The organism is Desulfosarcina sp., from assembly GCF_055467485.1.
The window spans coordinates 53,035-77,497 of record NZ_JBUOIV010000001.1; the positions used below are offsets into that span (position 1 = coordinate 53,035).

At 56.6% G+C, this 24,463-nt stretch carries 24 protein-coding genes; 10 read left to right on the plus strand and 14 right to left on the minus strand.

What is annotated here, in order from left to right; all coding sequences use genetic code 11:
- The first annotated feature begins 35 nt into the window (after positions 1 to 35).
- A complete protein-coding gene (locus ACZCED_RS00265; RefSeq protein WP_462971282.1) occupies positions 36 to 1,769 on the plus strand; it encodes an ABC transporter substrate-binding protein in 1,734 nt (577 codons plus the stop codon).
- A gap of 240 nt (positions 1,770 to 2,009) precedes the next feature.
- On the plus strand, positions 2,010 to 2,813 hold the full coding sequence (locus tag ACZCED_RS00270; RefSeq protein ID WP_464859958.1) for a YkgJ family cysteine cluster protein: 804 nt from the start codon (positions 2,010 to 2,012) through the stop codon (positions 2,811 to 2,813).
- 110 nt (positions 2,814 to 2,923) lie between these two features.
- Here ACZCED_RS00270 and dapA read toward each other — a convergent pair whose 3' ends face one another.
- Positions 2,924 to 3,958: a 4-hydroxy-tetrahydrodipicolinate synthase gene (dapA, locus tag ACZCED_RS00275; protein ID WP_464859959.1), complete on the minus strand. Its 1,035-nt coding sequence runs from the start codon at positions 3,956 to 3,958 to the stop codon at positions 2,924 to 2,926.
- Between the two features lie 386 nt (positions 3,959 to 4,344).
- Between dapA and ACZCED_RS00280 the strand changes: the two genes are divergently transcribed.
- From ACZCED_RS00280 to ACZCED_RS00305, 6 genes are all read left to right on the plus strand, one after another.
- Positions 4,345 to 4,968 carry a tetratricopeptide repeat protein gene (locus ACZCED_RS00280; protein WP_462971279.1) on the plus strand — a complete coding sequence of 208 codons (624 nt, stop codon included), beginning with the start codon at positions 4,345 to 4,347 and terminating at the stop codon, positions 4,966 to 4,968.
- Between the two features lie 83 nt (positions 4,969 to 5,051).
- Complete coding sequence (locus ACZCED_RS00285) at positions 5,052 to 6,203, plus strand: hypothetical protein (protein WP_464859960.1); 1,152 nt, start codon at positions 5,052 to 5,054, stop codon at positions 6,201 to 6,203.
- Between the two features lie 377 nt (positions 6,204 to 6,580).
- Positions 6,581 to 7,894, plus strand: coding sequence for a dissimilatory-type sulfite reductase subunit alpha (gene dsrA, locus ACZCED_RS00290; protein ID WP_462971277.1), 1,314 nt, complete (start codon positions 6,581 to 6,583; stop codon positions 7,892 to 7,894).
- A gap of 15 nt (positions 7,895 to 7,909) precedes the next feature.
- Complete coding sequence (gene dsrB / locus ACZCED_RS00295) at positions 7,910 to 9,055, plus strand: dissimilatory-type sulfite reductase subunit beta (protein ID WP_462971276.1); 1,146 nt, start codon at positions 7,910 to 7,912, stop codon at positions 9,053 to 9,055.
- A gap of 75 nt (positions 9,056 to 9,130) precedes the next feature.
- Entirely contained in the window at positions 9,131 to 9,379 is a 249-nt protein-coding gene (locus tag ACZCED_RS00300; RefSeq protein WP_462971275.1) for a dissimilatory sulfite reductase D family protein, read from the plus strand.
- Between the two features lie 41 nt (positions 9,380 to 9,420).
- Complete coding sequence (locus tag ACZCED_RS00305) at positions 9,421 to 10,863, plus strand: cobyrinate a,c-diamide synthase (protein WP_464859961.1); 1,443 nt, start codon at positions 9,421 to 9,423, stop codon at positions 10,861 to 10,863.
- A gap of 121 nt (positions 10,864 to 10,984) precedes the next feature.
- Here ACZCED_RS00305 and ACZCED_RS00310 read toward each other — a convergent pair whose 3' ends face one another.
- From ACZCED_RS00310 to mobA, 7 genes are all read right to left on the minus strand, one after another.
- The gene (locus ACZCED_RS00310; RefSeq protein WP_464859962.1) at positions 10,985 to 11,464 is read right to left on the minus strand and encodes a cytochrome c3 family protein; all 480 of its coding nucleotides are present in this window, start codon (positions 11,462 to 11,464) and stop codon (positions 10,985 to 10,987) included.
- A 342-nt stretch (positions 11,465 to 11,806) separates the two neighbouring features.
- The gene (gene tatC, locus ACZCED_RS00315) at positions 11,807 to 12,589 is read right to left on the minus strand and encodes a twin-arginine translocase subunit TatC (RefSeq protein WP_462971272.1); all 783 of its coding nucleotides are present in this window, start codon (positions 12,587 to 12,589) and stop codon (positions 11,807 to 11,809) included.
- Positions 12,590 to 12,594: 5 nt separating this feature from the next.
- Positions 12,595 to 13,044: a twin-arginine translocase TatA/TatE family subunit gene (locus ACZCED_RS00320; RefSeq protein ID WP_464859963.1), complete on the minus strand. Its 450-nt coding sequence runs from the start codon at positions 13,042 to 13,044 to the stop codon at positions 12,595 to 12,597.
- A 144-nt stretch (positions 13,045 to 13,188) separates the two neighbouring features.
- Positions 13,189 to 14,412: a murein transglycosylase A gene (gene mltA / locus ACZCED_RS00325; RefSeq protein ID WP_464859964.1), complete on the minus strand. Its 1,224-nt coding sequence runs from the start codon at positions 14,410 to 14,412 to the stop codon at positions 13,189 to 13,191.
- Complete coding sequence (gene moaC, locus ACZCED_RS00330) at positions 14,409 to 14,897, minus strand: cyclic pyranopterin monophosphate synthase MoaC (RefSeq protein WP_462971269.1); 489 nt, start codon at positions 14,895 to 14,897, stop codon at positions 14,409 to 14,411. The genes mltA and moaC overlap by 4 nt, the downstream gene beginning before the upstream one ends.
- Positions 14,898 to 15,094: 197 nt before the next feature.
- Positions 15,095 to 15,454 carry a molybdenum cofactor biosynthesis protein MoaE gene (locus ACZCED_RS00335; RefSeq protein ID WP_462971268.1) on the minus strand — a complete coding sequence of 120 codons (360 nt, stop codon included), beginning with the start codon at positions 15,452 to 15,454 and terminating at the stop codon, positions 15,095 to 15,097.
- Positions 15,455 to 15,469: 15 nt separating this feature from the next.
- The gene (gene mobA / locus ACZCED_RS00340) at positions 15,470 to 16,075 is read right to left on the minus strand and encodes a molybdenum cofactor guanylyltransferase (RefSeq protein ID WP_464859965.1); all 606 of its coding nucleotides are present in this window, start codon (positions 16,073 to 16,075) and stop codon (positions 15,470 to 15,472) included.
- Positions 16,076 to 16,463: 388 nt separating this feature from the next.
- On the opposite strand from mobA, the gene ACZCED_RS00345 reads away from it, so the two are divergent.
- Complete coding sequence (locus tag ACZCED_RS00345) at positions 16,464 to 16,964, plus strand: MogA/MoaB family molybdenum cofactor biosynthesis protein (protein WP_462971266.1); 501 nt, start codon at positions 16,464 to 16,466, stop codon at positions 16,962 to 16,964.
- A gap of 182 nt (positions 16,965 to 17,146) precedes the next feature.
- Positions 17,147 to 17,509 carry a nucleotide pyrophosphohydrolase gene (locus ACZCED_RS00350; RefSeq protein WP_462971265.1) on the plus strand — a complete coding sequence of 121 codons (363 nt, stop codon included), beginning with the start codon at positions 17,147 to 17,149 and terminating at the stop codon, positions 17,507 to 17,509.
- On the opposite strand, the gene ACZCED_RS00355 is transcribed toward ACZCED_RS00350, so the two are convergent.
- The 6 genes from ACZCED_RS00355 to ACZCED_RS00380 form a co-directional block, all read right to left on the minus strand.
- Positions 17,510 to 17,938: a hypothetical protein gene (locus tag ACZCED_RS00355; RefSeq protein ID WP_462971264.1), complete on the minus strand. Its 429-nt coding sequence runs from the start codon at positions 17,936 to 17,938 to the stop codon at positions 17,510 to 17,512. It abuts the gene before it with no gap.
- 11 nt (positions 17,939 to 17,949) lie between these two features.
- On the minus strand, positions 17,950 to 18,282 hold the full coding sequence (locus tag ACZCED_RS00360) for a TfoX/Sxy family protein (RefSeq protein WP_462971263.1): 333 nt from the start codon (positions 18,280 to 18,282) through the stop codon (positions 17,950 to 17,952).
- Positions 18,269 to 20,548, minus strand: coding sequence for an aminodeoxychorismate synthase component I (gene pabB, locus ACZCED_RS00365; RefSeq protein ID WP_464859966.1), 2,280 nt, complete (start codon positions 20,546 to 20,548; stop codon positions 18,269 to 18,271). Before pabB ends, ACZCED_RS00360 begins: the two co-directional genes overlap by 14 nt.
- Positions 20,545 to 21,228: an anthranilate synthase component II gene (locus tag ACZCED_RS00370; protein ID WP_462971261.1), complete on the minus strand. Its 684-nt coding sequence runs from the start codon at positions 21,226 to 21,228 to the stop codon at positions 20,545 to 20,547. The genes pabB and ACZCED_RS00370 overlap by 4 nt, the downstream gene beginning before the upstream one ends.
- 205 nt (positions 21,229 to 21,433) lie before the next feature.
- Complete coding sequence (locus ACZCED_RS00375; RefSeq protein ID WP_462971260.1) at positions 21,434 to 22,921, minus strand: response regulator; 1,488 nt, start codon at positions 22,919 to 22,921, stop codon at positions 21,434 to 21,436.
- Positions 22,905 to 24,401 (minus strand): PAS domain-containing sensor histidine kinase, encoded by a 1,497-nt coding sequence (locus tag ACZCED_RS00380; protein ID WP_462971259.1) that lies wholly within the window; start codon positions 24,399 to 24,401, stop codon positions 22,905 to 22,907. The genes ACZCED_RS00375 and ACZCED_RS00380 overlap by 17 nt, the downstream gene beginning before the upstream one ends.
- Positions 24,402 to 24,463: the final 62 nt, after the last annotated feature.

Here is a 24,463-nt window from a genome sequence, read left to right on the forward strand (position 1 = left end):
CAACCCTACCCATGAAGGCTTAAAGGAGGAGTCCCATGAAAGTAAAAATGAGAAAGACGATGCTCCTGGGTGTTGCATTGGCGGTCATGGTAGCCATGGCGGCAGGTCCGGCCATGGCGGACATGGCAGCCGCAAAGAAGTGGGTTGACGAGGAGTTCCAACCCTCGACCCTGTCCAAAAAGGAACAGCTCAAGGAAATGGAGTGGTTCATCAAGGCGGCCCAACCGTTTGTCGGCATGAACATCAAGGTCGTCTCCGAAACCATTCCCACGCATGAGTATGAGGCCAAAACGCTGGCCAAGGCCTTCGAGGAGATCACCGGCATCAAAGTCTCGTTCGACCTGATTCAAGAGGGCGACGTCATTGAAAAGCTGCAGACCCAGTGGGCGTCGGGCCAGAATATTTACGACGCCTGGATCAACGATTCAGACCTGATCGGCACCCACGCCCGTTATGGCTATGTGGTACCCCTGTCAGACTTCATGGCCGGTGAAGGCAAAGACGTGACCCTGCCGACCCTGGATGTCGATGACTTCATGGGCAAGTCTTTCACCACGGGTCCGGACGGAAAGCTCTACCAGTTGCCTGATCAACAGTTTGCCAACTTGTATTGGTTCCGCTACGACTGGTTCAAACGCCCGGACTTCCAGAAGCAGTTCAAGGAGATCTACGGCTATGAACTCGGTGTTCCGGTCAACTGGTCGGCCTACGAGGATATTGCCGAGTTTTTCACCGAGCATGTCCGTGAAATCGACGGCAAGGCTGTCTTCGGACATAACGACTATGGTAAAAAGGCGCCTGATCTGGGCTGGCGCTTTACTGATGCGTGGCTCTCCATGGCCGGTGCCGGTGACAAGGGGATTCCCAATGGCAAGCCGGTGGATGAATGGGGCATCCGCATGGAAGGATGCCGGCCAGTCGGTGCAACCGTTGCCCGCGGTGGAGCCGCCAATGGTCCGGCGGCCAAGTACGCCCTTCAAAAATACATGGATTGGCTGAGAAAATACGCGCCTCCGGGCAGCCTGGGCATGGATTTTTACACCTATCTGCCCTTTCTGGCGAACGGCAGCGTGGCCCAGCAGATTTTCTGGTACACAGCCTTCGTACCCAGCATGGTCGCCCCGGGGCCCACGGTGAATGAGGATGGTACCCCCAAATGGCGCATGGCTCCCTCGCCCCATGGCCCTTATTGGGAAGAGGGCATGAAGCTGGGCTATCAGGACTGCGGATCCTGGACATTCATGAAAAGCACGCCGCTCGAACGCCGCAAGGCCGCCTGGCTGTTTGCCCAGTTCTGCGTGGCCAAGACCACCTCTCTCAAAAAAGCCCACGTGGGATTGACCCCCATCCGGGACAGCGACATCAATCATGAATCCTTCACCGAACGGGCACCCAAACTGGGTGGTCTGGTGGAATTCTACCGCAGTCCGGCCCGCGTGGCCTGGACGCCGACCGGCGTCAACGTACCCGATTATCCGAAACTGGCCCAGCTGTGGTGGCAGAATATCGGTGAAGCGGTTTCCGGTGAAGTGACCGTGGACACGGCCATGGACAATCTGGCCAAAGAGATGGACAGGGTTCTGGAACGCATCGCCCGCTCCAAGACCCAGGGTGAGTGCGGCCCCCAACTGAATCCGGAGAAGGATGAAGCCTACTGGCTGAGCCAGCCCGGATCCCCCAAGGCCAAGCTGGCCAACGAAAAACCAAAAGGGGAAACGGTGGATTATGACAAACTCATCGAGGCCTGGCGCGCAGGAAAGGTGAAATAACCCGACGCCAAACCTGAGACGACACAACCGGGGCCGGCTCTTTTTATGAGCCGGCCCCATTTATTTTAAACCCTCCTGTCCGATTCCATCATCGATTGGACCGTCCGCCGTGCCGCAGTTGGGCAATCGGGCTGCGACGATCCGATCAGATCCATTTTGGTGCCGGGATTAGCGTTTGACTTTGAACACCGCCTTGGTTAAATACGGCCCAACCAATGAACGATCAGGAAAGGACAACTCATGAACGATGCAGATAAAACCGCTTGTATATCGCCGATTCGTCTGGGATACCGCAGCCAGTTCAAATTTAAATGCCACCCGGGGGTGTCGTGCTTTACCATGTGCTGCCGGGGCATCAACATCATCCTCACGCCCTACGACATTCTCCAGATGAAAAACCGCTTGGGGCTTTCCTCCCGGGAGTTTCTGGCCATCTACACCGAACCGCACCTGCTGGAAAAGACCGATCTGCCCATGGTCACCCTCAAGCTGCTCGACGACGAACGGGAATCCTGTCCCTTTGTCAAGGACAAGGAGGGGTGCATCATATATAAAGATCGCCCCACTTCCTGCCGCTATTATCCACTGGGCACGGCAACCCTTCAGCACAAGGAGGGCGCCGATGACGAGGGTTTTTTCTTTTTCATCAACGAGCCGCACTGCAAGGGCTTCGAGGAGGACGGCGACTGGACGGTAGCCGAGTGGCGGGAAGACCAGGGCGTGGACCTGCGCGACGAAATCAACCGTGAGTGGACGGACTTGGTGGTGCGCAAGCGCTCTTTTCCACCGAACATCAAACTGACGGATAAAGCCAAACAGATGTTTTTCATGGTAAGTTACGATATCGATAAATTCAAGGAGTTTGTCTTCGAGAGCTCCTTTTTGAAGCGCGTCGACGTAGACGAAGCCACCGTGGAAAAAATAAAAAAAGATGAAATCGAACTGCTCAAGTTCGGGCTGGAATGGCTAAAGGGGGTGCTCTTCAAAGTGACCGACCCTGAGCAGCAAGCGGCCAACTTTGCGGATAAACAAAAACCGGTCTGATAAAACGGACACCATACAATCGTGAAAACGATACCGCCCCTCCCGGATATACCGGGAGGGGCGGTTTGTTTTGATTTGTGGACAGCCAATCGATAACGTCGGCAAAGGTATCAATACGTCGGGTAGTACAACCCCTCCAACACGCTTTCATCGTTGAGGCGCGCATCGATATCCACATCGAAGCATTCTGCCAGCGGCACAAATAGCTCCGGATTTTTCGATTGGACGGTCTTGGCGATATTGACTACCGTCTCCAGGCCGGCCCGGCTCATTCTACCGAGCGGCGGGCGACAGGGACCCGAAGGCACGCCCAGCAGCTGCATCAGCGTTTTCAGGGCCAGCGGATTGCGCGCCCGGCACACCACGTCGCCGTATGCAGACTTTTCCACGGTTTTCACCGTCACCAGCCCGAACAGCGGCGCAAGGGCGTCGGCCAGCGCATTTGCCTGGTCGAGCTCTTTTTGTGCCAGCAGTCGCACCAGATCGCTCATGGCTTTAGGGACAATATTGGACACCACCGAAATCACACCTGCCGCGGCAATAGCCGGGTCGGTCATCATTTCAACGGTCATCCCGTCGTCACCGGATAAAATGGTGAAATCGGGCCCGCAGCATCGGCGGGTCCGACGCATGTTGTCTGTATCCCCCGTGGCCTCCTTCACCGTGTTCACGTTGGGATGGTCCTTGAACAGCAGGGCCAGGTCTTCGGGAAGCATCTGGGCGCCGGTGCGCCCCGGGATAACATAGGGAATAATGGATAAATCGGGAAAAGCCGCAGCCACCGGCGACAAATATTCTTTTCTGATTTCCTGCGAACTGGGGCCGTTATAGTAAGGGTCCACCAAAAGCACCGCATCGACTCCCGCTTCGGCAGCATGCCGCGTGGCGGACAGCGCCTCTTTGGTATTGTTGCTGCCCGCCCCGGCGATGCAGAGGCATTTGCCTTTGGCATGTCGCGCAATGATCTGCACTACCTGATGATGCTCCTGCCAGGCCAGGGTGGGGCTTTCACCGGTGGTCCCCACGGCCAGAAGGCCGGTGATCCCGTTTTGAATCTGAAAATCGGCGAGGCGGGTAAGCCCCGTTTCATCGACTGCCGCGCCGTCGAAAGGCGTCACCATGGCGGTATAACATCCTGAATTCATGCTACCTCCTGAAAATGTCATGTTGTGTTGGAAAAAAGAAGCGTGCGAGATGCCCGTTACGACCGGAAGCGGCGCTTACGACACGGGGGTTTGACATCGACCGCGTGCGCTGCCGCTCCGCGTGTTCTGGCAAAATCCCCGAAGATCTCCGGTGTCATGGCAATGGTTTCCTGTAGATTCGAGAACCGGCTGAAAGCAGCAGCCGATGGTGCCGGTTGGGCGGCACATGCAACATTATCGAAAACACTAAGGAAGTTGGGATTTTATGTCAAGGGAAAAGCAGAGTGGCCGCGATTATTTTCCTTGACACGGACGGGCAGTCACGTTACCCAATTTGATTTCAAAAGAAATTACAATCGGTGACGCCACCGGAAAAGGATGTAACCATGGAAAAAGCAGCCAATGCAGAAGCGTTCATAGACCAGCAGAGAAAAGCCATCGCCGCAAACCCCGACTGTGGCACCTCCCACTACAACCTGGGCGTGGCCCTGCTGGGGCAGGGAAAGATCGAAGAAGCCGAAAAATCACTCTTTACCGCCATCGAGTGCAGCCCCGGCCTGGCCGAAGCCTATGTCCAGATCGGTGGCATCTGCCTGAAACGCGGAGATATAGATGGCTGCCTGGACTGGAACCAACGGGCCGTCAAGGCCAAGCCCGGCTTTTCCGAAGGGTGGGGAAACATCGGATTTGTCCTGCTGCAGCAAGGTGATGTAGAAGGCGCGATCAAAGCCTTGGAAAAAGCGACCGTGTTCAATTTCCGGTTTATCCAGGCCTTCGCCACCCTGGCCAACGCCTACCTGATGAATGGCCAGGTCAAAGAGAGTATCGAGACCAATCTGAAGGCGCTGAAGCTCTCTCCGGAGTTTGCTGTCGCCCACAACAACCTGGCCATCGCCTACCTGGAGGACGGTCAGCCGTCACTTGCCGTGGAACATGCCGACAAAGCTGTTGAGCTGGGCTATGACGTGGCACCGGAAATCCTCAAAGAGCTGGAACCCCACCGCGCCTGATCGAATCCGTCGGGCATTCGGACCGCGACCGCCACAGGTCCGGACGCCCGATTATGTTTACCCGTTCCGATAGTGTCCGACCCATGCCGACCGTATCTTATTTTCTCTCCACCATCGACCACCCGCTTGATGAAGACCATCCACTGTGGCATTGCCCGCTGCCTGGCAATCGACTAGGTGCGGTCAAAAACCCCGCCAGTCATGATTCCGCAACCGTTACCTATGGCGAATATTTTACAGCAGTCTCTGACTTTTGTGGGGCCCGCGGCTGGGGCCGAATCATCGCGGCCGCCTCACGCCAATTAAAGCAGCCTGTCGTTGAAAACGATCTGGAGCGCCTGGCTATCTTTTTAGAAAAACACGGCGCCTTTTACCACCCGGCTCGGCTCCAAGTGACCGTCAAGGATCAGGTGTTCTCCTTCGTGGTCAACGTGGCGGCATCCAACCACGGGCGCAAGGCTATGGCTCGCGAGGTAACGGCACTGGAACATCTCAACGCACAGCGGCCTTTTGGATGGTTCCCCCGGGTTCACAGTTTCGCGCCCGACGGCCTGTCCATGTTCATGGGGGACTGGTTTGACGGGTTCCATGAATTTCACCTGACCCGGCAACCCGACAGCGGGGAGCCGGCCATTGTGGTCTGGGATGGGGCGGCCACCCGTTGCCTGCTTTCAGAAACACAGGCGGCAGACATGTACCGCAATGCCGCCATGATCCTGACCGCCTGCTACGACCCGATCACGTCAAACCAGATCTTTCCCTGGCATCATGCCGCCGGCGACTTTGTGGTCCGGGTCGAAGGCGGCGGCGTGACGGTCAGACTGATCACCGTCAGGGATTATGTTCCCATGCCCGGTTGCGTTGCTGAAGCGGACAGCGAACGGTCGCTTTTGGATGCCCTGGTGGTTTTTTTCATCCATCTCTCCGTGCGCATGCGCCTGGACCGCCTTGACGGTGTGTCTGATGTTGCCTGGGCGCCGGACCACTGCCTGGCCCCCTTGGTCGACGGCTTTTTCATGGGCTTGGACCTGGCTGGCCGCATCAACGGTTTTCCGGATACTTTTCCCGGGATGTTCCGCCATTTTTACAACCGCCATGATGACGATGACCAGATGGCCGTGGCACGCCGGATCACAGAAACCTTTTTCGATCGGCGGACCGAAGAACGTCGTCTCATTGACCGCCATCTACCCCGCCACATGAAGAGACTGCACCGGCTGCTGGCGGCGGTTTGACAACAAGCCCCGACCCCATCGCCGTCGTGCGCCCCAGCCGTCTCGACCAGTCAAACGTTGTTCTCTCGCCCAACGCGAGGTTTGAACACCATATGGAGAGGTGTTAACGATAAGGGGCACAACATTTTGTATGAACGTCCCTACGTTGACGCCTCGCGCGGCTTAACTGCTCGAAACCAGGCTTTTTTATTGACAAGCCCCATGATTAATTCTATATCTGCTCCTTGCAGTTTTAATGATGAAAACCAAGTGATTTCAACAATCCCGACAATATATGAAAAAAAAATCGAGAGGAGGTGACCTTGAAACCCCCCGTCGGGGACGGTTCTTTTTTTATTGGCAGGTTGGTTTAATATCAATTTAAATGGAGGTAAAAGATGGCAAAGCATGCAACCCCTTTGTTGGACCAGCTTGAGTCCGGGCCATGGCCGAGCTTCGTGTCAGACCTGAAGCAGGAAGCCGCGAACCGGGCCAAGAACCCGAACAACGTAGAATTCCAGGTCGCCCAAGACTGTGTGGAAGACATTCTGGGTGTATTGGAGCTCTCTTTCAAACACGGTCGGACCCACTGGAAACACGGTGGTATCGTGGGTGTGTTCGGTTACGGCGGTGGCGTTATCGGACGCTACTGCGACCAGCCTGAAAAATTTCCCGGCGTGGCCCATTTTCACACCATGCGCGTCGCCCAACCCGGTGGCAAATACTACACCACCGACTTCCTGAAGAAACTCTGCGACCTCTGGGAATTCCGCGGCTCCGGCATCACCAACATGCACGGCTCCACCGGTGACATCATCTTCATCGGAACCTCCACGCCGCAACTGGAAGAAATTTTCTTCGAACTGACCCACAATATGGGCCAGGATCTTGGCGGCTCCGGCTCCAACCTGAGAACCCCGTCCGACTGTATCGGTTCCTCCCGTTGTGAATACTCCTGCTACGACACCCAGGACCTCTGCTACAACCTGACCCAGGAGTACCAGGACGAACTGCACCGGCCGGCCTTCCCCTATAAATTCAAGTTCAAGTTCGACGGCTGCCCCAACTGCTGCGTGGCCTCTATTGCCCGTGCGGACATCTCCTTTGTGGGGACCTGGAAAGACGACATCAAGATCGATCAGGAAGCCGTCGCCGGTTACATCGGCGGCGAATTTCCCCCCAACGGCGGCGCCCACAGCGGACGCGACTGGGGCAAGTTCGACATCGAAAAAGAAGTCACCGGCCTTTGCCCCACCCAGTGCATGTGGATGGACGGCGGCAAGCTTAAGATCGACAACAAAGAGTGCACGCGCTGCATGCACTGCATCAACGTGATGCCCAGGGCCCTGCATATCGGCGATGACCGCGGCCTCTCCATGCTGGTCGGCGCCAAGGCCCCGATCCTCGACGGCGCCCAGATGGGCTCCCTGCTGGTGCCTTTCATCAACGTCGACGAGCCCTACGACGAAATCAAGGAAGTCATCGAAGCCATCTGGGATTGGTGGATGGAAGAAGGCAAGAACCGCGAACGTCTCGGTGAACTGATCAAACGTCAGGGATTCCAGAAACTGCTCGAAGCCACCAACATCAAGCCGATGGCGCAGCATGTACAGGAACCGCGCCACAACCCCTACATCTTCTGGAAAGAGGAAGAGGTTGAGGGCGGCTGGGATCGAGACATTGCAGACTTCAGAAAAGACCACCAGAGATAAAGGGGAGGAATCACAATGGCATTTATTTCTTCAGGATACAATCCCGACAAACCGATGGAAAACCGGATTACCGACATCGGCCCGAAAAAATACGATGAATTTTATCCGCCGGTCATCGCCAAGAACAAAGGCAAATGGCTGTATCACGAAATCATCAAGCCGGGCGTGCTGGTGCACGTGGCTGCCAGCGGCGACGAGTGCTACACCGTGCGCGTGGGCGGTGCCCGTCTGATGAGTGTCACCCACATCCGCGAGATCTGTGAAATCGCCGACAAGCACTGCGGCGGACACCTGCGCTTCACCACCCGTAACAACATCGAGTTCATGGTGGACGACAAAGCCAAGGTCGAACCCCTGATCAAGGACCTGGAAAGCCGCAAGTTCGACGGCGGCAGCTTCAAGTTTCCCGTGGGCGGCACCGGCGCCGGCGTCACCAATATTGTTCACACCCAGGGCTGGATCCACTGCCACACCCCGGCCACCGATGCCTCCGGCCCGGTCAAGGCAACCATGGACGTGCTCTTTGACGATTTCAAACAGCACCGCCTGCCGGCCCAGCTGCGCGTCTCTTTGGCATGCTGCCTGAACATGTGCGGCGCCGTACACTGCTCCGATATCGCCATTCTCGGATACCATCGGAAACCGCCGATCATGGATCATGAATACCTGGATAAGATGTGCGAGATTCCGCTGGCCATCGCCGCCTGCCCCACCGCCGCCATCAAGCCGGCCAAGATGAAGGTCGGCGACAAGGAAGTTAAATCCGTGGCCATCAACAATGAACGCTGCATGTTCTGCGGAAACTGCTACACCATGTGTCCCTCCCTGCCGCTGGCAGACAAGGAAGGTGACGGTATCGTCATCATGGTCGGCGGCAAGGTCTCCAACCGCATCAGCACGCCAAAATTCTCCAAGGTTGTCGTGGCCTTCCTGCCCAACGAAGTGCCCCGCTGGGAACAGACTACCGCGGTCATCAAAAAGATCGTCGAAGCCTACTCCGCCGGCGCCAATAAATACGAACGTGTGGGCGACTGGGCTGAGAGAATCGGTTGGGAGCGCTTCTTCGACAAATGCGAGCTTGAATTCACCCATCATCTCATCGATGACTTCCGTGATCCGGCATACTACACCTGGCGCCAGACCACGCAGTTCAAGTTCTAATTTATTTCCATATGAACGAATCTGTGCAGGGGGAGGCCACGCGCCCCCCCTGCCTTCTTTAGAAAAGAGGTTACCATGGAATACGAAGAGGCAAAAAAGCTGATCGTAGAGCAGTTGACCAAAAAGTTGAAAACCAAAAGCAAGTTCTACTTCAACGACCTGACCAAAATTCTGGATATGAAGCCCCGCGAGGCCAAAAAAATCGTCAACAAACTCGTCGAGGAAAACGTCCTTGAATATTGGTCTTCGGGAAGCACGTCGATGTATGGAATGCCCGGTACCGGCAAACAAGCCGCTGCTGAGCATGAAGAAAAAGACAAATAGTCTCCGCGACGGCTTTTCCTTTCGATCGGGGATTCGTCGTCATGGGTAAGGTCTTGAATCAGGCTCCAGCTAACCAGCACGTTCACACAACGCCGGGTGTTGTCATCGCCGCCTTGCGCGGGGGATCGGGAAAGACCATTTTTTCCGTGGGCATCATCGCAGCGTTGCGGAGCCTGGGCAGATCCATTGCACCCTTTAAAAAAGGTCCAGATTATATCGATGCCGGCTGGCTGGCCCTTGCCGCCGGCCGGCCCTGCTACAATCTGGACACCTTCCTCATCGACCGGGACACCATTCTCGGCTCTTATCACCTTCACACCCAAAATACCGACCTGGCCGTCATCGAAGGCAACCGCGGCCTCTACGACTGCATCAACACCGACGGGGAAACCAGCACCGCCGAGTTGGCCAAGTTGCTGGGCTTGCCGGTGATTCTGTGCATCGACGCCACCAAGACTACCCGCACCATGGCCGCGGTGGTGGGCGGTATCAAAGCCTTCGACCCCGGCGTGCGAATCGGCGGCGTGGTCTTGAACCGGGTCGCCGGCAAAAGGCACCAAAGCATCCTCACCCGCAGCATCGAAGAATACACCGGTATTCCGGTTCTGGGCGCGGTGCCGAAACTGAAAGAGCAGCGCTTTCCCGAGCGCCACATGGGCCTGGTGCCCACACCGGAACACAGCTGGGCGCAACCGGCCATCGATGCCATCCGGCAAGTGGCTGAAAAACATCTGGACCTGGAACAGATTCAGTGCCTCGCCGCAACGGCGACACCCGTCGAAACCAGACCTGTTTTAACAACCTATGCACCTGCAACAACCTCGACTTCAGACCGGCCCACCATCGGCATTCTCAAGGATGCGGCTTTTCAGTTCTACTATCCTGAAAACCTGGAAGCCCTCGAAGCCGCCGGTGCACGCCTGGTGTTTGCCAGTCCCTTGACGGACCCGCATTTACCTGCAGTAGATGCCCTGTATATCGGAGGGGGTTTTCCGGAAACCCATGCCCGGGAACTGGAGGCGAATAGGGTCTTTAAGAATGAATTGAAAGCGCTTGCCGAAAACGGCCTGCCTGTTTACGCCGAGTGCGGGGGCCTCATGTATCTGGGTGAGGAACTGGTTCTGGACGATGGAAGCTTTGAGATGTGCGGAATCCTTCCAGCCGTCTTCGGCTTTTCCAGACGCCCCCAGGGTCATGGCTACACCATTGTCCGTGTGATACAGGACAATCCGTTCTTTTCAACCGGAACAACGCTGTTGGGCCATGAATTTCACTATTCAAGCGTGAAGAACTGGAAGGGAAAAGAGGAGAATCTGGTGTTTTCCATGGAGCGCGGCACCGGCTTCTTAAATGAAAAGGACGGCGTTTGTATCAACAACGTGCTTGCCACCTATACTCATATCCATGCCCTGGGCACACCTGCATGGGCCAAGGCGCTGGTCAACAAAGCCCGACGCTATAAAGCCTGCCAAACCACACCCTGATGCCTCGCTTTTCTGATGCATGAATCGAGCGGCCGTTTCCTCCTCAATCTGTCACAACAGAAACGGGGCAGCGCCGCCGTTAGCCGCGCTGCCCCGTTGATATTCCCGGGAAAAAAGAGTGCTATTTTTCCTTCGGATGACACGTGGTGCAGGTTTGCGGTGCAGCCTTGGTCTTGTTCTTTTTGTTGTACTCCTTGTGACAGCTGATACAGTTTTCGTGGATGGCCTCGGCGTGATATTCCATCTCTTTGGCGGCGATCTCTTTCTTGGAAACCTTTTTTTCCTTCATCTCTTTTTTCAGATCGCCGGGCATCTGTCCGGGGATCTTGTGGCACTCGATGCAGCCTTTGACGTCATCGCCATGCTTCAGGTTGCTCAAGGGCTTGCCTTTGTCGTCGTGGTGGCACTCGCCGCAACCGATCTTGTACTCTTCATTGTGCTTCTTGTGGCTGAACTCCACAATGCCCTTGGTGTGTTCACTGTAGGCCTTGTGTTCCATCTTGATCACGTCCTGGACCGCCGTAGCCGCATAAATGGAACCCCCGGCAAACATGATGGCCACACAAACCGCTGCCAATACGATACCGTTTCTTTTGTCCATAACCTCCACTCTCCTCTTCCATGATTGGTTAAACACCCTCCATCGCTCCAGCTGAAATCTCTATCAATCCTTATGCGCGCTGTCAATGGGAATTGAAAACTACATTTATTTCATTATTTTCAAATATTTATTAAATTCTCGCATATTGATCCGGCAGTACGGGAAAATGCCCGTTACTACGTCGATGTCCGGAATTCGCGGATTTAGGGCGGGGAGACACTTTTTCAGTGAGGACAGCCGGCACTCCCACGGCGCCCATTGCGGTGGGCGACGGCAATCTGTCCTTGCTGGCCACCGTCGCTTTCAGAAGATTCGGTCAAGGGGGCCATCATTCGGAGAGGATCATGGATCGCCTGTGGTCTCGGCTTCAGCAGCCGGCGTGGGCGCTTCTTTTTTCTTTCCGAAAATCCGGGCGCCGACGATGCTGATTTCGTACAGCACCATCAGCGGCAGCGCCATCATGATCTGAGTCACCACGTCGGGCGGGGTTAATATCGCCGCCCCGACAAAGAAGACAAGAATTGCATATTTCCTGTTTTTCTTTAAAAATTCAACGGAAACGATGCCCAGGCGCGCCAGGAAGGTAAGCACTAATGGCAGTTCGAAGACCAATCCGAAGGCCAGGAGCAGCTTGGCGGAAAAACTCAGATATTCTTTCATGGAAGGCATGGGGCGGATGGTCTCGGTGGCAAACCCCAAAAAGAATTGAAACCCGAATGGAAAAACGATGAAATAGCCGAACAGTGACCCTCCTATGAAGAAGATCGACGACAGCAGGACGACAGGAATCATCAGGCGCTTTTCCCGGTCATAGAGGCCAGGAGCGACGAACATCCAGAACTGATAAATGATCACCGGCGAGGCGAGCATGAGACCGGAAAGAAAGGAAACCTTGAGGAAGGTGAAAAAGGCTTCAGGCAGCCCGGTGTAGATCAGGGTTTCCCCCTGTTTCATCACTGAAATCAGGGGATTGGTAAGAACCTGGAACAGCTTTTCCTTGAATCCGTATGAGATGGCGAAACCGATGCCAACAGCGACAAAACAGGTGATCAGACGCTTTCGCAACTCTTCCAGGTGAGCGGTAAAGGGAATTTTGTCTTCCGTATCCTTTGCCTGATCGGCCACGTTGCTTACCCCTTGCGCGTTTCAGGATCCGCGTCAGATTCACTGGGTGACATTTCACGGTCAGCAGGAGTGCCTATATCGGAACCCGACGCATCCTTCTCCCGGCGGTCGAAGGCCGCCTTCAATTGGTCCATCGCATCGCCATCATGTTCTTCCGGCGTGTCGGCTTCGGGCGTTTTCACCCGAACGGCAGAATCGACGAGTTGTTCATCCGTATCGCGGGTGTCTCGCGTGGATGCTTTTTGATCCTCCCTGCCGAGATCGTTAAAGGCGGTTTTCACCTCTTTGAGTTCCGTATCGATCTGCATGCTCTCTTTCAGATCGCTGGTCGCCTTTTTGAACTCCCCCATGGCCTTTCCCAAGGACTTGGCCAGATCCGGCAGCTTCTTGGGACCGATGACGATCAGGGCTACCGCCAGAATCAGGATCATTTCCGGCATTCCGATACCGAACATGAACATCTCCTTTGCTGCGCTTGAAGTGCATGCGTGCTTGCTGAAATTGGCAACACTACTGGTTTTGACAGGGGGTGTCAAGACTAAGGCACGGCGTTATGCCGCGAAATCAGAGGCAAAACCAATTGCCCGCCACAACACGGGTTATGGAACCTCGGGGACCAACACCAACAGGAAAAAGGACCCTTTGTGCTGCATGTGGCCGGCCGCTATCTCCGCGTAGGGACCGTTGCCCCAGAAGATATCCACCCGTCCCGGCCCCCTGATGGCCCCGCCGGTATCCTGATTCAGGGCAAAGGCGGAAAAATCCATCCAGCGGTCAATTCGGCCGTTGCCGTCCACCACCGGTATCTGTGTTTGCAGGAAGGCCGGTGCCGCCATGGGAAAGACCCGGCGGTCCACGGCCACGGATCGTCCCGGTGTCAGGTCCACACCGATGGCGCCGATGGGGCCGGATGTTTCGGTTTTAAAAAAAACGTAGCTGGGGTTATGGTTGAGTACCGCATCGACCTCGTCAGGATGGGTTTGCAGATACGCCTTGAGCCGCTGCATCGACATCTCCTCGGCCGGGATTTTACCTTGGTCGATGAGCAGCCGGCCGATGCTGCGGTAAGGCTGTCCGTTGGAGCCGTGGTAGTGCACCCGAATAAAGTCGCCGTTGGTCAGGTAGATCCGCCCGGAGCCTTGAATCTGCAGAAAAAAAAGGTCGATCCGGTCATCCACCCAGGCGATGGGCGGCGCTTTTTGAGTAAACCCCTTGTCCGCCTCGATGGCCTGCCGATCAGGGTAGGGCACCACGGTATTGCCCTTGACACGGCCGACGATCCGCTTGCCTTTAAGGTCTTCTGAAAAAAGAGAAAGATCGATAACCATCAGATCCCCGGGCATGGCATGCACCGGATAGCGGTAGCGGGCGTCGGAGATCAAGCTTCCTTTGAGGTGGGGTTCATAGTATCCGGTAAAAAGCACCTGCCCGCTCTCCGGCCCGCCCTTTGATCGATACACCCGGTATCGGTCGGCAATAAAACGGTCGACCGCTGCCGGGCCGGGTCGTGATTCAACGAAAGCCTGCAGTGTTTCCAGCGACCGGATCAGATGAAGGGCGCTGTAGACATCATCGCCGAAGCGGAAGGTGCGCTCGGCAGGCACCTGGTTGAGATACTCCAAGCTTTTGCCGATGCCGTAGGAGAGGTTGTCCAGAAACAGGTCGTCTGAAAAATCAGGATACTCCTCTACGGCCAGCCGGACCAGTTCTGCCTCAGGCTTGGCAGGCGGCTTGGGATAAAAGGCGCAACCCGCAGCCGTTAATAGGGTAATAAAAAGGGTGAGCCGCTTGCCGGCAGAAAGGAGGCGGTCTGTTTTTTTCATGGGCGGGCGTTTTCCCGGACAAACGTGCCGCTCTTTCCACCGGTTTTTTTGAGCAGGCAGACGTCGGTGATGGTCATGGCCTTGTCGATGGCCTTGCACATGTCGTAAAGGGTAAGCGCTGCCACGGAAACAGCGGTAAGCGCCTCCATCTCAACCCCCGTCTGGTCGAAAACACGCGCCGTCCCTTCGATGCGGATGGAATGACCAGCGGAATCGGGAAAAAAATCCACCTGCACGTGGGTCAGGTTCAAGGGGTGGCACATGGGAATCAGGTCAGCGGTCTTTTTAGCAGCCATCACCCCTGCGATGCGGGCTGTCTCCAAAACATTGCCCTTGGAGACCGTGCCGTCAACAATCCGCTGGAACGTTTCCGCGGACATACCGACAATCGCCTGGGCCACGGCAGTCCGCTGGGATGGTTTTTTAGGGGTCACGTCCACCATGCGCACGCGGCCCTTGTCATCAATGTGGGTCAGCTCGGACATGTCTCTCTCCCGGTCCTGGAGGGCAATCGGTAGTTCCCATCCAGAATAGGGCAGCTTTTGGTTCAGGCCAAGGCCGCAGCGAAATTGAAACCGCCGGCGTTGTGGCGCTAAGTCGAGGATAGCGCTGACGCTTCACTGCGTGCTCCATCGAGCGAGAACGCAGGCTTGGGCCGAAAGACGCCGATTCTTGATGGGAATTAGGTAAAAAACTCGGTCTTGGCAGTCACCGTGGTTTTTATGGCGTTAAGGGTGTCGGTCAGGGCTTCGATGACATTTTCCCGGATGTCCCCGGCCACCACCAGCATCATCACGTCGTCCCCGATTGACAGGTCGCCGTCGGCGGCGATCTCCACCTGGATATCCACGATGCCCGGCCGCGACCTGTGTTCGTCAAGCACCGTTGCCAACCGCTCCCGATCAACAGCTACCCGCAGGCCCGTCACCTTCCGGCCGTCGCGGGAAGTCCCTCGAACCACACCGTTGTGGCACAGGATCATGCCCACCCGGTCGTAAGCCGGATGGGCTTTTATCTTGGCAATCAATTGGTCTGCATTCATTTTCCCGTTGACTCCTCAGCACGCCTGCGCGTGAAGGGCTTCCGCCCGCGCCAGATCTGCGGGGGTGTTCACATTGAAAAAGGAAACCAGATCAGGATCCACGTCCCTCAGGTCGGTTTCGCCAACCGTTTTCACCCGTACTTTTCGAAACAACCCCTGGATCTTCAACAGATCCCGCTCCAGCTGCCACACCATGGCCGGCAGGCAGGTCTTTTTATACACGGCAAACATCGGCTCGTAGCCGGCCGGTGTGAACGGAACGACGATATCCGACTTGCGCGTGACCGTATCCAGCAATCGCTGAATCAGGGCGCCGTTGATAAACGGCGTATCGCAGGCGGCAAAAAAAGCGTACTCATGAGCGGCGGCAAACAGGCCCGCATGAAGACCGTTTAGCGAACTGCGCACCGAATAGTGGTCAGTTACGATCAGGGCGTCGACATCCATGTAGGCCGCCGGGTCGTTGGTCACCAGAACGATCTGATCGAACAGCCGGCGATAGACATCCAGGAGACGATCCACGATTCGTTTCCCGCCGATGCGGAGGAACGCTTTGTTTTGTCCGTCAAAGCGTTTGTTCAGTCCGCCGGCGAGAATCACGCCGGTGCAGGGCAAAACCATAATAAGGACCCCGGCAGAAACGAGTTCAGTAGACCGCATGGTTCTTAAAAGGACGATCCCGATCGCACTTGAACATAGAAAAAAGCCTTTTCAAATGCAAGGATATTCACTTGCCATGGTGTGCCCCATGGGTTAGATAGGGTCCATTCGGAAACGGCATCTGATCGCCCACGCCAGACTTCTCATAATTTTGGCGCGAACCCGATACGACCGTTTCCGAAGGAATCCTGGACCGTTGAGCCCGCCGCCGAAACAGCGGGAACATGAACGGCGATAGCGAGCGAACGGAAAATCGAGTTGTGTATCCTTTACGGGGACGCTTCAAATTGATGGCATCCTTGATCGGGGATGTCGATCGGCAACCTTTCAAACAAGGCAGAAATAATATATGGGTGTGCACCAGCATCGACACGCGGCTCCGGCATCGGTCGGGGTGGGTATCCTTTCGGTTTCCACGACCCGGACGATCGAGAACGACGAAAGCGGCCGCTGGATTGCCCGGCGGGCCAAAAAAGAGGGTCACGACGTCCGGTTCCACCAGGTGGTCACCGACGAAATAACCGCCATCCGCGATGCTGCATTAAGGGCCCTCCGCAGCCACGCCCTTCAGGCCCTGCTGATCACCGGCGGCACCGGCATCACGTCCACCGATGTTACCATTGAAGCCATCAAACCCCTTTTTTCCAAAGAGATGCCCGCATTCGGGGCCATCTTCGCCCAGCTCAGCTACGAAGAGATCGACTCCGCCGCCATCCTCTCTCGCGCAGCAGCCGGTATTATCGGCCGCACCGCGGTCTTCTGCATGCCCGGCAGTAAAAAAGCCTGTCAACTGGCCTGCAAGGCGTTGATTTTTCCCGAGTTGGGGCATGTGGTGGCCCATATTAAATAGCGCCCGCCCACAAACAACATCTTTCGGCCCGGGCCGGCGGTCTCGCTCCGTTGAGCACGTCGTAAAGCTTCGGTGCTCTCCTCGACGTAATGCTGTGACGCCGCCGGTTTCAACTTCGCTGCAGCCTTGGCCTGAACCCAAACCTGCCCTTTGTGGATAGCCGCCATATAAAGATGAAGAAGATGACAGAAACAGAAAAAACCACCATCACACCGCTGACCGTCAAGGAACTCCAGGCAACCGTGGACCGCTGGATCAACACCTACGGCGTGCGTTACTTTTCGGAAATGACCAACCTGGCCGTGCTCATGGAAGAAGTCGGGGAGCTGGCCCGGATCATGTCCCGGACCTATGGGGAGCAAAGCTTCAAAGGGACAGATAACGCTATTGATCTCGGCGACGAACTGGCCGACGTGCTCTTCGTTCTCGTCTGCATCGCCAACCAGACCGGTGTGGACCTGGCAGCCGCGATTTCGAAAAACCTGCAAAAAAAAACGGCCCGGGACAGCCGTCGCCACCGCAACAATCCGAAGTTGAGGTCCTGACTAGAATCCTTGTTCACCGGCCATTTTGCACAGGATTTTTCGCTGTATTGCCGTAAGCGGACAAAAAGGCGAGTTGGCGTAGGTCGTATCCCGGTTTTCCACCACCAGGACCTTGGCGTCAGGGCTGAGCGTGTGGGTGTGCCAGACCGATTGTTTGACATTGTAGATCGTTTGGGGCCGCATGGGTTGCGCGTAGATCGCGGAAATCGAAGCATGGTCGCCTTGGCCGACAAACAGGATGCACCGGCCCTGCAGCAGTACAAAGACCTCATCGGTGGCATTGTGGCGCTGCATGGCCGTTAGGTTCTCCGGCCGCAGGTCCTGGCTGTAATTCAGAATGGCCACCCGCCAGGCACCAAAATCAACCAGCGGGCGATATCCCGCATCCGTGTGGGTGAACGCCTCCAGCAGGGTTTCAGGGATGGTCATGGCCGGAACCCTCACGATTTGGGAGGAAGCGCCTGGGCAAATTCACGCGCTTTTCTGAGCCAGCCGGTCAGGGCCTCGTCGGTTTCAATGCCGTTTGGCCCAACCATCACCCAGCCTTTCATGGGCCGTCCCGTAATGTCGAAGGGGCGGGTGTGCCGTTCGGACAGGGCCGCTGCCGCTGCCGCTTCGCCCAGGCGAAGAATCAGAAAGTGCTTGTAGACCCCGCAGAACATGTTGCCGCGGATCAAATGGCAGACCCCGCCGAACATCTTTTTGGTCGAAACCTTTTTCCATCCGTCGATGGTCGACAGGATCCGCGCCTCCAACGTCTCATCGTAGGCCATCGCTGCCCTCCGGTGTGTTAAAGAGCCCACTGTTAAGGCCTGCAGCCAAGGAACTATCGTATTTCAGGGGCCGGTTGTCCAGGCTCAAAGCCGGTACCGCGCCCATGAGGGCGTTCGTCAGCAGAACCATGTCGGCCTTCCAGACCGCACCGGGAAGAAGGGGGCGGTCCTCGGTTGAAAAGCCCAGGGCCTGCAAACGCCGACTAACCGCCGCCTGCATCACTCCGGGCAGGACGTGGGAAGACCGGGGGCGGGTTACCGTCTTGCCCGACACCACCAGAATATTGGCGGTATGGGTTTCGGAAATCGTGCCGTCCGGGTTTAGGACCAGCGCCTCGTCCGCACCCCGCTCCCGGGCCCACGCCCCGGCCTGATGGTAGAATAAATAGTTCAGCGTCTTGAAATCCGCCAATGGGGACATCCGCCGGTGTGGATAGGTTGCCAGTTTCAAACCGGGAGCCCCCAGAGCCGTCAATCGATGCGTATAGGGCCGGGCGGTCACCAGCAAAGTGCCATTGTGTCGGGAGAGGCGATCATCGCCCCGAGTGGCCAGGATCTTGAGGGCTGCCGAGGCATCTTTCAACCCGTTCTTTCCGATGACCTGGGCGACGATCGCCTCCCAGGTCAGGTCCGGCGGCGGATGGCCGAACAGGGCTGTCCAGGTCCGGTTAAAGCGACGCAGGTGCGCCTGCAAGCGGCAGGCAAGCCCATTTTCCACGCGGATCGTCTCGAAGCAACCGAAGCCGTATTGCAACCCTAAATCGGATACGGAAACGGCCGCCTGCGCTTGGCGAATCACTCGGCCGTCCTGCCACACCCAGGCGCCGGAACCGGTTTCGGCCGACGGTCTTGTTCCGGCTTCGCCAATCACCGACATCAGGGTCCTTCCCTTGTGAAGGGTCTCTTCATATTCGTCCTCGGGGTCGGAGTCATAGACAATGCCGCCTCCCACGGAAAAAACGAGGCGGTCGCCGGCAACGGTCGCCGTGCGGATGGCGATGGACAGGTCCATGGTGTCGTGAAAGCTGATATAGCCGATGGATCCGGTGTATATATGGCGGCAACGGGTCTCCAGTTCGTCGATGATCTCCATGGCGCGGATCTTGGGGCATCCGGTAATGGATCCGCCGGGAAAGGTGGCCCGGATCAGGTCCACGGAATCCTTTCCTTCGGCAAGTGAGCCCTCCACGACGGAAACCAGGTGGTAGACGTTCTGGTAGGCTTCCAGCCGTTTGTGCTGGGTCACGACCACCGATCCTGCGGCACACACCTTGCCGATGTCGTTGCGCAGCAGGTCAACGATCATGGAAAGCTCGGCATCATCCTTGGGGCTGCGGGTCAGCACGGACTTCATCTCCCAGTCTTTTTCCGGCGTTTCCCCCCGCGGTCGGGTACCTTTGATGGGACGGGTCTCGATCAGGCTGCCGTTGCGAAGCAGAAACCGCTCCGGAGACGTGGAGACGATCTGATGATCCCCGGCATTGATGAAAGCAAAAAACGGAGCGGGATTCTGCTGATACAGGGCTTTGAAAAGGCTGTAGCCATCGCCCCCGAAGGCCATTTCAAACCGCTGGGACAGGTTGACCTGATAAACATCGCCGGCAGCGATGTATTCCCGGATCCGCTTAACCGAAGCAGTGTAGTCGGAGCGGGTGAAATTTGACTTCAACGACTGCCCGGACCCCCAGAACGCGCCGGGCGGCGACGGGGGCGACGTCAACGCATGCATGAATCCTTCGATGACCGCGCCTGCCGATTTCATCGCCTGGCCCTGGCGAACCGGAGCATGAACCTCGCTCGCACCGCTGGCCTTGTCGTGCACAACGATCAGGGACGGGGCAAAAAGGCAAAGCTGGGGAAGCCCAAGGTCATCGATGGTGGTTCGGGGCAGGACTTCAAGCCCGTCTTTCAAATCATAGGCCAGGTAGCCGAAGAGGCCGGCGGCAATGGGACCCTTCGTGTCGCCCGGGCTCAGACGGCAGCGAGCCAGAACCGTTTTTAGACAATCCAGCGGTGCTTGCGGCACACCATGGGCTGTCCCGTCAATGACCACCGTCGTCTCCCCGGGCCGTCCTGTGATCGAAAGCCAAGGATGGATGCCCAGAAAATGGTAACGGGCGCAGTCCAGGTCCCCGCCACTGAGTAGCGCAACCGAACCCGGCAGGTGGGCGAAACGGGCCGCCATGTCCTCGAAGGGCTCTTCCAGGTGAAACGTTTCAGACCGCAGCCCGGTAATGCGGGGCAGGGAATCAATCAAGGACTTCAACAGGCCCTCGCATGGGCGGTCATCCCGCTGTCCGCCTCCACATGGTGAAAGGGTGTGGCTGCCCGATGTCGTTTCTGGGTTGCCCGTTCTTTTTTCAGCGGGCCCAGCCGCAGGAAGTTCTCCACCAGGGTGAATCCGTGTTCCGTCAGAAAGCTTTCCGGATGAAACTGTACGCCATGAAGCGGAAAGCGACGATGGGACAGCCCCATGATCGTCCCGTCCGCCGTCCGCGCGGTAACCAAGAGGTGACGCTCGCAGGCATCCTCCGACAGTTGCACCACCAACGAGTGATACCGGGCGACCGTCAACGGGGAGGGTACTTGCGAAAAAAGTGCTTCCTGCTGGTGATACACCAGACTGGTTTTTCCGTGCATGGGAGCCGGGGATCGGACGGTCCGGCCGCCGAACACTTCATTGATGCACTGCATTCCCAGGCAGACACCCAAAATGGGGGTCGTTTGGTAAAGCGCCTGGATCAGCGCCCTGGAAATACCGGCGTGAACCGGATCCTTGGGCCCGGGGCTGATCAATACGTAGTCCGGTCGTTCGGCGACGGCCTGAGCCAGAGTAATGCGGTCGCTGCGGCGAACCTGGATATCCACGTCGTAATGCATAAACATCTGCACCAGGTTGTAAGTAAATGAATCGTAGTTGTCGATGACGAGCAGCGTTGCCACCATTGCCTCCTGAAGCTTAATGCCGCCACGCATGGGATACCAAATAAAACAGCCACCCCGGTTGAGCCTGGGTGGCTGATGCCTGTTGCATAACTCAGTTATTATCTACGACCACGTAAGCGGACGCGTATCAATATTTTTTATCTCAGTAGCGAATATGGCAGGCACGGTCAAGTAAAATAACACCCGACACCAAATATCGTTCCGATCAATCCACCGGCAACAGCACCGTAAAGGTCGTTCCTTTGTCCGGGACGCTCTCAACGCTGATCCGGCCCTTCAGCGCCTCCACCAGCCCTTTGACGATGGGCAGGCCCAACCCGGTGCCGGTGATGAAGCGGGTCTTGTCGTTCTTCACCCGGAAAAAGCGTTCGAAAATTTTATCCAGGTAGCGCGCTTCGATGCCGAATCCATTGTCGATCACCCGGACCCGCAGGTTGATGCCGGCCAAGTCGGCCTTGACCTTAATTTCACCCCCGTTTTGCGTGTAGTTGATGGCGTTGGTGATCAGGTTGCCGAAGATACTCTCCAGGGCCAGCGGGTCGGCCTTGATGGTGGGTAGCAGCTCGGCCGGCCGCTCCATGACGAGTGACTGCGATTTGTTCCTGGCACGGGTGCCGAGAAAGTCCACGATGTTACCGAGCAGATCTTCCAGCTGAACCGGTTTGGGCTCCTGGCAGGTGGTTCCGGATTCGATCCGCGAAAGATCCAGCAGGTCGCCGATGGTGGAAATCAGCCCCTGGGTTTTTTCCTTGGCCCGGGAGAGCAGGTGTTCCTCCGATTCGCTGAGCTGCCCCATCAGATCGTTCAGCACCAGCGCCAGTTGCTCGTGGATGGTTGACAGCGGGCTTCTGAGCTCATGGGAAACCTTGGCCACAAACTCGGACTTGAGCCGGTCTATCACCTTCATATTGGTGATATCGATAACAGTGACCACCGCCCCCAGGCATGCTTTGCGCTCGCCCAGCACCGGCCGCCCGCGAGCCATGAGAAAACGGTCTCCGCCGAAGGAAAACTCGTAAGAAGGAATATCGTCAAAATCCACATGCCGCCCGCCAGATATTTCCCCAATCAACCGGCACAATCCCTCGTCAGGGATGTAGGCCGAAATCGGCCCGCCGGTATCCGTGTCAGCACCGAGATCCAAGAGTCGGCAAAAGGCCGGATTCATCAGCACCACCTGGCCGTCGGTATTGGTCACCACGATCCCGTTGGGTATCGAGTCGACAATGGTGTGGATTCTGCTTTTTTCCGTTCCCAGATCCGCCAGGGTTCTGCGCCGCTCAGCTTCCAGTTTTACCGTGTCCTTCTGAAGCTGGATTTTCTCCCGGGCCCGGTTCACCACGATTCGCAGCTGATCCGGCTCGAACGGTTTGGGGATAAAATCGTAGGCGCCCCGTTTCATGGCCTCGATGGCGGTTTCGATGGTGGCAAAGCCGGTGATGACAATCACCAGGATGTCACGACCCATGGCCTGTATGTGCTTGAGCACCTCCATGCCGTCAATGCCGGGCATTTTTAGGTCCAACAGCACGATAGCCACCTCGGTACGCTCGATAATGTCCAGCCCTTCTTCACCATTTTTTGCCGTTAGTGCGCTGCATCCCATGCGGCTGATAATCCGCTCCGACCCGTCCCGGATGCCCTTTTCATCGTCTACCACCAGAACGGTTACGGGATCAGGCGTGCTCTGCATGTTCGGCTCCTTTTTCGGTTTCATGGGTGGTGGGAAATTCGATGGTAAAGGTGCTGCCGCGGCCGGGAATGCTTCGGGCGGTGATGGTGCCGCCGTGGTTTTCAACAATGCCGTAAACGACGCTCAGCCCCAATCCGGTTCCCTTGCCCTCATCTTTGGTGGTAAAAAAAGGCTCGAAGATATGCTCCAGATTCTCGGCGGATATTCCCGGGCCGGTATCGGCAATTTCGATCAACACCCGATCTTTGGTGGCGGATTCCCGGGTGCTGATGGTGATCGTGCCGTTGCCGTCCATGGCCTGGGCCGCATTGATGATGATGTTCATGAACACGTGGCCCAATTGCTGAGCATCCGCCAACACCAGGGGAACGAAGGGAGCCATTTTCTTTTTCACCGTGATATTATGAAAAAGGGTCTGGTTCTCGATGAGAAAAAGGGTCCGGTCGATCGCTTTGTTTATGTTCAACGGCTTCATGAACTGGCGTGTCTGCCGGGCGAACTCAAGCAGTTCCTTGACAGTATCCCGGCATCGCTGGGCGTCTTTTAAGATCCGATACAGATCCTCTTTGGCACTGTCCTCCAGTTCGTAGTCTTCCAGCATCAATTTGGTGTACAGCGTGATCCCCCCCAGCGGGTTGTTCAGCTGATGGGCCACCCCGGCAGACAATTTTCCCAGGGAGGCCATTTTTTCAGACTGGATCAACTGCAGCTGGGTTTTTTCCAGTTTCTGCTGAATATGGATGCGTTCCCTCAGGTCATGGAAAAAGCCGATGGAGCCGGCTTCATTACCGTTTTCATCGTAGATGATGGACGCGTATAGGCTGATGGGAATTTTCTCTCCGTTTTTCCCGATCGCCTTGATCCGGTATTTCTTCAGCTTTCCCTTGCCGCCATAGTCATCACTTCTCAAGTGCCGCATCACCGTTTTGGCACCATCACCCTCATAAATCGCTTTGATGTTCAGATGATCGAGCGCCGCCTCCACGCTATGGCCGGTCACCTCGGCGGCGGCATCGTTGAAGATGATGATCTTTCCGGTCATGTCCGCGGCGATCACCCCATCACAGGCGTTTTGGAGCAGATTATATAAAAAGCTGTTGGCCCGCCGGAGTTCTTCCTCGAGACCCTCCAACGCCGGAAGTTCAAAGTTAAAAATCGTCAATACCTCCTGCCCATCCTCGTCAGTGATGGGGTAAGCATACAGGCAGGATCGTTTTTGTTTGCTCAACGAACTTGATGAAAGATCCCGCAGGGATGGCTTGCCGGTGACCATGACTTTTTTGGCCGGGCAGTTGTCGCATGGTTCGGGGCGGCTGTAAAACACCTCGTGACAGCATTTTCCCGATGGAGACTCCCCGTCGATGAGGGAGTCGACACCGGCGGAAGCCAGAATGTGAAAATCTCTGGAGATAACGACAATTTTTCGTTTGAACGCATCCAGCGCCTTGAGCAGCAGTCTCCGCTCTTTTTCGGTGCGCATCAGGCCTCCCGGGGGTTGACGTTCCGGAACCACTCGTGGTCGAGCGATTAAAAGACAGTTTC